This window comes from Candidatus Hydrogenedentota bacterium (assembly GCA_019637335.1).
Classification (GTDB): Bacteria; Hydrogenedentota; Hydrogenedentia; order Hydrogenedentales; family JAEUWI01; genus JAEUWI01.
The window spans coordinates 68,375-76,248 of record JAHBVV010000035.1 but is presented as its reverse complement, the minus strand read 5'-3'; the positions used below and the strand labels follow the sequence as shown (position 1 = coordinate 76,248).

The following is a 7,874-nucleotide window of genomic DNA, read 5'->3' as shown; positions in this document are numbered from 1 at the left end:
GAGGGTGCCTGTACCCGCAACAAAAAACACCCAAACCGCAAAAGCGCCGCCATGGGGACTGGCTCCCGAGCCCCAACTACCCCGGCCGCGTAAGCGGTAGAGATCACCCCAAAGCGAGGGTGCCTGTACCCCCGAAAGCCAAACCATAAAGCCAAACCATATACCGAGCCCCTTTTACTCACTCCAGATCCGCACCCGTCGCCAGCTTCCACCCCGCCCCGCCATCGCCGCTGGTGATCAGTGCGCGCCGCGTCTCCCGGCGATCCGTACGGTAAAACCAGAAGGTGGACCAGTAGTCGTACGACAGGAACAGATCTCCGGTCCGATCGATCGTGAGCCGGTGGTAGAACACGCTGTACTCGGAGAACGCCGAGACGATCAGCGGGCGCGGTTCGGTCCACGGTTCCCCCGGCGCCTTCTTCATGTAGCTCAGGCTGGCGTACAGGCTCGCGGGGAAATAGGCCGTATCTTCGTTCCACAGCCGGAACACCACGTGAAGCGTGTCGTTCTCGTCGCACACAAAGCCCACGTAGGTCTGGCGCAGCCCCGGTCCCAGCGGCTCGGGCTCCGTCCACCCGCCGCCCGCGGTATTCGGCGCCTTTGAACGCGCATACAGGAACGTCCGCCCGTGCGTGCCCACAAGCACATGCAGGTAGCCCTGGCTGTCCATCGTGATGCTGGGCGTGTTGTGCACATCGTTCGCGGGCGGCCCATACCCGACGAGCGCGGGTTCCGAAAGTTCCCCCGCCGCGCGATCCCACGTCGCCACGTACGTCGGCACGCCCGGAATCTCGACCGCGGGATCCGTCGCCTCCGCCCAGACCACATGCACCTTGTCGCCGCGCGACACGATCGTGGACGGAATGCCCGAGTGCCCCGAATACCCGATGCTCAACGACGACAGGCGCACGGGCGCGCCGATCTCGATCGCGCCGCTGTCCGTTTTCGTGGGCAGGAACAGATCCAGATCGTTAAGCCGCCGCCAGAAATGGTCGGGATCGCGTGAAGTAAGCGTATTGCGCACAAAGGGCGGTGGCCCGGGCGGGCTGTTGTGGCCGGAAAACTGCTCGATGTCAAAGCTCCCGCCGCCGGGAATGGGATAGGCGTTGAAAGTCGCCCCGCCATCGTCTGAATGCAGCAGCGCGGGCGCCCCGTCCCGGCGTCCAAGCAGATAGAGCCCGTTGTCGCCCCCAAACGCGGCCTTGCTCGACATCAGCGCGCCCGTTTGCGTTTCTCGCCACGCCCCGTCGCGCAACACGGACACGCCGTCGCGGCTCGTGACCACCGGCCTGTTTTCCCGGTCGAAATAAACCTGGTTGGTGACCGGATAGTCCGGCGCGTAACCGAATTGCTCGTTTTCGTGCTGGAAGGGCCGCAACACGATCGGCGTATCCACAGCGCGGTCAATCTGGCCCGTGTCCGGCGTCAGTTCCACCGTCGAATACGTCGAAAACGCGCCCGCCGTCGCCCGCACATACACCCGGGCCGCTTCGCCCGACGCCGGCGCGGTATACGCCAGGGTGACGCGTTCGGAGGCCCCCGGAGCCAGGTGAACTTCGCTTTTCGACAGCGTCGCCGGCCAGGCCGCGTCCGGATACGCCAGGCCCAGCGCAACCGACCGCGCGTCCCGCCCGTTGTTGTGCACCGTGAATTCCACCGCGCCCACGTCCCCCGGCTGGACGTTCCGCCGCTGACGATAGGGCGTGAGCAGCCACCGGTTTTCGTGAAAGTCGAACCACGACCCGGGGTCCGGCGTCCAGAGCGACAGGTGCTCATACCCGCCATCCTCGGGCGCCCACCGCGTCACCCCGTCGATCTGGACGGTCCCGGCGTAGCCGGGCAGGCGCAACCGCCACGGCACGGCGTCGCGCGGGTGCTCCGGCCCCACGCGGAGCACAATATTGCCCTCGGTGTCCGGCGTCGCCTCCGCCACCAGACGATCACGCGCATCAAACAAGCGCACCGGCGCGTCGCCTTTCTTCAACCCGCCGATCTCCACGTCAAACGCGCCCGCGCGCGGCATGAAGCCAATATCCCCTTCCGCCTCGGGTCCGTAAAACACCAGCGGCTCCTCGTGGCGCGCGTCCTTGTGTCCCCGCGAGGTCTCCACGAGATAGTTCTCGCAGTTCGTGTTGAACCCCCACAAGAAACCTGTACCATACCGGTCGTGGGTCGCCGCGATCATCACGCCATACACCCCGCGCCGGGGGACCTCCGCCGACAGCCTCACGCGGCGCACCGGCCCGATCCCGATCCCCTGTCCCAGGCCGTCCTCGGGAATGTACTCGTCCGCGATCACCGCCCGATCAGGACCGAACAGCACCGCACGCAGATGAATCGCGCGGTTGGACACGTTTCGGTCCGCCATCTCGATGTCGACCCAGAGTTCGCCCGGCTCCGCCAGCAAATATAGCCCGCCCGAACCGCCCAACCGCACCGGCGAGGTCCACCCGGCATCCCCGGCGGGCGCCGGCATCGCCGCAAGCGCAAGAAACGGGATCAGCAGCGCGTACCGGAACAGTTTTCCGAAAATCGGTTCAAGTTTTTTGCCGTTCATCTGTTTACCTCCTGTTCAATTCTCCGGCCCCTGCCCGCCTCAGCCGTCGTCCGCCGGAAACTCCGCGCGGAATGCCCGGTGCGCCGCCTTGTCGCCATGCGGGTCGTTTTCGCCGCACAACTCCCCGATGGTATAACCGGAGTACACCGATTCCACCCAGACGCTGGCGTCCGCCTCGTAGACCGTGAAACGCGCGCGCCACGTGCGGTACGCGATTTCCCACGCGTCGCCGCCCAGCGGCTTCACCCGCTTGCGCCTCCCGTCCAGCGGCGCATCAAGCAGCTGCCGCGCCAGAAATAACTCCAGATTCGCCACGCCATGCGACTCCAGCCAGCGGAGCCGCTGCAGCGCGCGCGGCCCGAAACGCACCGTCCACCCCGCCTCCGCCTCCAGCGCCTCCAGCCATCCGGTCCGGGCCTCGGGCACGCTGTCCGCATACGGGATATACGGCTTGATGTCGAGGATCGGCGTCCCGTCGAGCAGATCGTGATCCGCCACGTGCACCGTACGCCCGCGCACCTCGACAAGCCGCACGCACGACAGCCCGATCGGGTTCGGGCGGTAGGGCGCACGCGACGCAAACACCCCCACCTTTTGGTCGCCGCGCGGCGGCATGACCAGCGGCTTCCAACCGCTGTTCTGGTGGAACTGAAAGATCAGCCACACATGCGAGAAGCCCTCCAGGTCCCGTAGCGCCTGCTGGAAGTTCTGGCCCGCGTGCAGCACCACCCGCCCCGGGTTGCCCCGCGCCAGCGCCCCCTGACGCGCGGCGTCGTAGGGACGCTGCTGCGCGCATCGGAACACGCCGATCGGGGTAAGAAGGATGGACGCGGGTTCGGCGGCCTCCGCTGGCCTTTTCCCGGAATTGGCGGTCTGTCGGAGATCTTTGTCTAGGTTTTTGTTAGACATAAACTTTACAAATTCCGTTTCGCATGGTATCCTGTAGCAGGAAGGGAGAAGCGGCGGGACGCGCCCGCAATCCGCAAACGCTCTCAGCCTACAGGAGATTGCCCATGAAAATACACGTGCTCGCGCGCGAACAGCGCCTCAAAGCCCCGCTGGATCAGGTGTTTCCGTTCTTCGCGCGCCCGGAGAACCTCGAGAAACTCACGCCGCCCGGTCTGGGCTTCCAGATTCTGACCCCCAGCCCGATACCGATGCACGTGGGCGCGATCATCGACTACGTGGTCTCGCTGAACGGCCTCCCCATGCGCTGGACCACCTGTATCTCCGAATACGAACCGCCCTACCGCTTCGTGGATGTCCAGCTGAAAGGCCCCTACGCCTTCTGGCATCACACCCACACCTTCGAGGATCTGGGCGGCGAGACCCTCGTGCGCGACGAAGTGCGCTACGGGCTCCCGGGCGGACCCCTCGGCGAAATCGCCCACGCCCTGATGGTGCGCCGCCAGCTGGAATCGATCTTCAATTACCGCCGCACCTTCCTGGAAGACGTGGGCGACTGGCGGGCGGCCACGCAACTGCAGGCGGTCAACGCATGATCGAGTACGTCGCGGTGCTTGCGCCCCGGAGCGCGATTGCCGGGGCGGTGATCCGGCGTCTGCGGGAACGCGGCGCCCATGTCGCCGGGATCGGCCGGGATCTCGACGGCGTGAATGGCGGCGCGCTGTCGTGGAAGGCCGAATGCGATCTCACCGACTTCGAAGCGGTATGCTTCAACCTCTCGCGCGCACGGGAGGAGCTCGGCGGCCTCACCGGCATCGTGAATTGCGCCGGCTCCATGCTCCTGAAGCCCGCCCACACCACCAGCCGCCAGGAATTCGACGCGACCATCGCCGCGAACCTCACGACGGCCTTCGCGGCGGTGCACTCCGCCAAACCCGTCTTCATGCACGATGGGGGCTCGGTCGTGCTCGTCTCCTCGGCGGCCGCGGCCCTCGGCATGGGCAACCACGAGGCGATCGCCGCGGCGAAAGCCGGCGTCGAGGGCCTGGCGCGCGCCGCCGCCGCCACCTACGCCTCCAGCGGCATACGCTTCAATGTGGTCGCGCCCGGCCTCGTGGAAACGCCCCTCTCGCAGCCCATCACCAAAGCCAGCGCCGCCCGGAAGATCTCCGAAAACCTCCATCCCATGGGACGCCTCGGCGCGCCGGACGACATCGCGCGCGCCATCTGCTGGCTGCTCGACCCCGAACAGGCGTGGGTCACCGGACAGGTGATCGGCGTGGATGGCGGCCTGGGGCGCGTGCAGCCGAGACCCCGCGTCAACACCGCCGCGAAATGAACAGCGCGCACGCCCTCCTCGTCGCGAATGCGGGAGCTACCCTGGCGCTCGCCGGACTCATCTGGACGGTCCAACTTGTCCACTATCCCGCGTTCCGCTTTGTGCCCCCGGATCAGTTCACGGCCTTCGAGGCCTTCCACCAGCGCCAGATCAGCCTCGTAGTCGTCCCGCTGATGCTGGTGGAGCTGGCGACCTCCGCCGCGCTGATCGTGCACCGCCCCGCCCCGCTGCCCGCCGCCTCGGCCGTGGCGGGGCTCGTCCTCGTGCTCGCCATCTGGGCCTGCACCTTCGCGGTCCAGGTCCCGCTGCACAACCGCCTCGCGCAAGGCTTCGACCGCGACGCCATCGACCGGCTGGTCTCCACCAACGCGTGGCGCACAGCCGCCTGGACGCTCCGCGCCGCACTCGTGCTCTGGGCCTGCTACGCCGCCGCACGCGCGCCGGAGCCCCCGGCATGAAGGCGCTCTTCGTCCAGCCGGATCAGCTCACAACAGACACCGCGCTCTTCGACGGGTGCAGCCCGGATAGCTGCGTCGTGGTCATGCTGGAAAGCATCGAAGAATTCACCCGGGTTCCCTTTCACCGTCAGCGGCTCGTGCTCGTCTTCGCCGCCATGCGTCACTTTGCCGAAGAACTCCGCGACGCGGGCTATACGGTCGAATACCATCGCTGCTGCGGCGACCCCGCCGGCAAGCTGCGGGAAACCGCGTGCGCGCACAGCCTCGATCGCGCGCGCATCATGGCCTCGGCGGACTGGGGCGCCTCGGACCGCTACCGCGCCCTGCTCGAAGAAGCGGGCCTGCGTGTGGAGGGAATCCCGAACGACCTCTTCATCAACACGCGCCAGACGAAGCCCGTCGTGCTGCAGCGCGGCCGCGCAACGCGCATGGAAACCTTCTATCGGAAGGTCCGCGCCGCCACGGGCCTGCTCATGGACGGCCCGGAGCCCGCCGGCGGAAAATGGAACTACGATCATGAAAACCGCAAGCCCCCCGCGCGCGGCCTCGAATCGCCCCCGATTCCGCGCTTCAAGCCCGACGCCATCACGCGGCGGGTCATGGAAGACGTCACCGCGCACTTCCCGAAGGCCTTCGGGCGCCTCGACGAATTTCACTGGCCCGTAACCCGGCGCGACGCGCAGGAACTGCTCGACGACTTCTTTCAATGGCGCTTCCCCGCCTTCGGCGACTACCAGGACGCCATGGTCGCCGGGAACGACACCCTCTTCCACGCGCTCGTGTCGGCCTGCCTCAATATCGGCCTCCTCGATCCCGAGGCCGTCTGCCGCGAGGCGGAGTCCCACTACCGCGCCGGCCGGGTCCCGCTCAACGCCGCCGAAGGCTTCATCCGCCAGATCGCCGGCTGGCGCGAGTTCGTCTACGCCCTCTACCGCGCCAACATGCCCGGCTACGACACCCTCAATCACCTCGAAGCCGACATGCCGCTGCCCGGCTTCTACTGGAGCGGCGAAACCCGCATGCGCTGCGTCGCGGAGGCGCTCCGCCCTGTACTCAACTCCGGCCTCAACCACCACATCCAGCGCCTCATGGTCACCGGAAACTTCGCCCTCCTCGCCGGCGTCCGCCCCCAGGATCTCAACGACTGGTACTGGCTCGCCTACATCGACGCCTGGCACTGGGTCGTCACCCCCAACGTCATCGGCATGGCCGCCCACGCCGACGGCGGACTCATGGCCTCCAAGCCCTACGCCGCCTCCGCCAACTACATCAACACCATGAGCAACTACTGCAAACACTGCCCCTACAACCCAAAAACCATCACCGGCGAAAACGCCTGCCCCTTCAACGCGCTCTACTGGGACTTCCTCGACCGCCACCAGGCCCGCCTCGCCCGGAACCCCCGCATGGCCCTCAGCTACCGCAACCTCGATCGCAAAGACCCCGCCGAACGCCGCGCCATACGAAAACAGGCCGACGCCACCCGCCAGGCCGCCCTCAACGACACGCTGTAAGCAGCCCGCAATCCCCAACGTCCCAGACACCCAACCCCACCCACAAACGCTACCACGCGGGGGTACGTCCCGGCCCGCGCCACGTCAAGCCCCGATCCCCGCAAGCGCACCCCAGCCTTTCACCGCCCACTGTCAACTGTCAACTGTCAACTGTCAACTGTCAACTGTCAACTGTCAACCGCCCCCGCGGCCTTCGCCCAACAGCGCCCGCGCAAAGCGGGGAAAGTTGTTCTTGAGGAAGAGCGCGTAGCGGTTGCTGCTCTGGTAAGGCAGCGCCTCAAGCACGAGCACAGTGATGTCGTCGCCCGCGGCCCCGCCGGGCACGTGCTCGGCCACAGCCGCCTTAATCGCCTCCAGCACGGACTCCAGAGGCGCGTCGCAACCGGGCACGCGGCCGGCCGCCCAGACCGCCTCGCCGAGCAGCTGCCCGTTCGCATCCTGCGCCTCGGTCAGCCCGTCCGTATGCACGATCAGCCGGTCGCCGGGCCGGAGCTGGCAGCGCGAGATGGCGTAGGTCGCGCTGGCGTCAACCGCGAGCGGCACATTGCACAGGCCCGCTCCGTCCTCCACGCGCAACGGCTTCCACGCGGACTCCCCCGCGCGGCAGATGCGTACCGGCGGGTGCCCCGCACTGCAAAAGGCGAGCTTCCCGTTGAGCGAGTTGTAGCTCAGGCAGACCGCCGTGGACATCAGCTCCAGGCCGCGCTCCACCGCGCGCCGGTTCACCTCGCGCAGCACGCCGGACGGGCTCGCCCGGTGGATATGCTTCGAGAAGACCTCCTCCAGCCAGCCGCTGAAGGTCGCGACGGATTGCCCGTGGCCCGTCACGTCGGCGACGCACAGCCGCGCGAGCGCCCCGGAACCGCAGGCGGAGAGGTAGTAGACATCGCCGCCCTGTTCGCTGCCCGATGGCCGCGAATAAAGGAAACCCCGCAACCCGGGAATGGCCACGGGCGCTTCCATCTGCCCGTTCCCGCCCCACACCTTCCAGCAGACAAGCTGCGGCCCGGCGGAGGTGGAGCTTGTTTCGTCGGCGGCGCGGGTGTTCATGCGCTCCAGTGTAGCAGAGATCGCGCGCGGCGAGCGTTTTTCTCCTGGGC

7 protein-coding genes are annotated in these 7,874 nt (G+C 67.2%); 4 read left to right on the top strand and 3 right to left on the bottom strand.

All coding sequences use genetic code 11. The features are described from left to right. Window positions 1–178: 178 nt before the first annotated feature. Window positions 179–2,557, bottom strand: a complete 2,379-nt coding sequence (locus KF886_24435) for a BNR-4 repeat-containing protein (GenBank protein ID MBX3180509.1) — start codon at window positions 2,555–2,557, stop codon at window positions 179–181. Between the two features lie 39 nt (window positions 2,558–2,596). Next, a complete protein-coding gene (gene tsaA / locus KF886_24430) occupies window positions 2,597–3,466 on the bottom strand; it encodes a tRNA (N6-threonylcarbamoyladenosine(37)-N6)-methyltransferase TrmO (protein MBX3180508.1) in 870 nt (289 codons plus the stop codon). 104 nt (window positions 3,467–3,570) lie between these two features. Here tsaA and KF886_24425 point away from each other — a divergent pair, with 104 nt between their 5' ends. From KF886_24425 to KF886_24410, 4 genes are read left to right on the top strand one after another with little or no spacing between them, the layout of a single operon-like run. Further along, window positions 3,571–4,059 carry an SRPBCC family protein gene (locus KF886_24425; GenBank protein ID MBX3180507.1) on the top strand — a complete coding sequence of 163 codons (489 nt, stop codon included), beginning with the start codon at window positions 3,571–3,573 and terminating at the stop codon, window positions 4,057–4,059. Continuing rightward, entirely contained in the window at window positions 4,056–4,802 is a 747-nt protein-coding gene (locus tag KF886_24420) for an SDR family oxidoreductase (GenBank protein MBX3180506.1), read from the top strand. Before KF886_24425 ends, KF886_24420 begins: the two co-directional genes overlap by 4 nt. After that, window positions 4,799–5,260: a hypothetical protein gene (locus tag KF886_24415; protein ID MBX3180505.1), complete on the top strand. Its 462-nt coding sequence runs from the start codon at window positions 4,799–4,801 to the stop codon at window positions 5,258–5,260. The genes KF886_24420 and KF886_24415 overlap by 4 nt, the downstream gene beginning before the upstream one ends. Next, window positions 5,257–6,774: a cryptochrome/photolyase family protein gene (locus tag KF886_24410; GenBank protein MBX3180504.1), complete on the top strand. Its 1,518-nt coding sequence runs from the start codon at window positions 5,257–5,259 to the stop codon at window positions 6,772–6,774. The genes KF886_24415 and KF886_24410 overlap by 4 nt, the downstream gene beginning before the upstream one ends. Before the next feature lie 174 nt (window positions 6,775–6,948). Here the strand turns inward: KF886_24410 and KF886_24405 are convergent, their stop codons facing one another. After that, window positions 6,949–7,824, bottom strand: a complete 876-nt coding sequence (locus KF886_24405; GenBank protein MBX3180503.1) for a serine/threonine-protein phosphatase — start codon at window positions 7,822–7,824, stop codon at window positions 6,949–6,951. Between the last annotated feature and the right edge of the window lie 50 nt (window positions 7,825–7,874).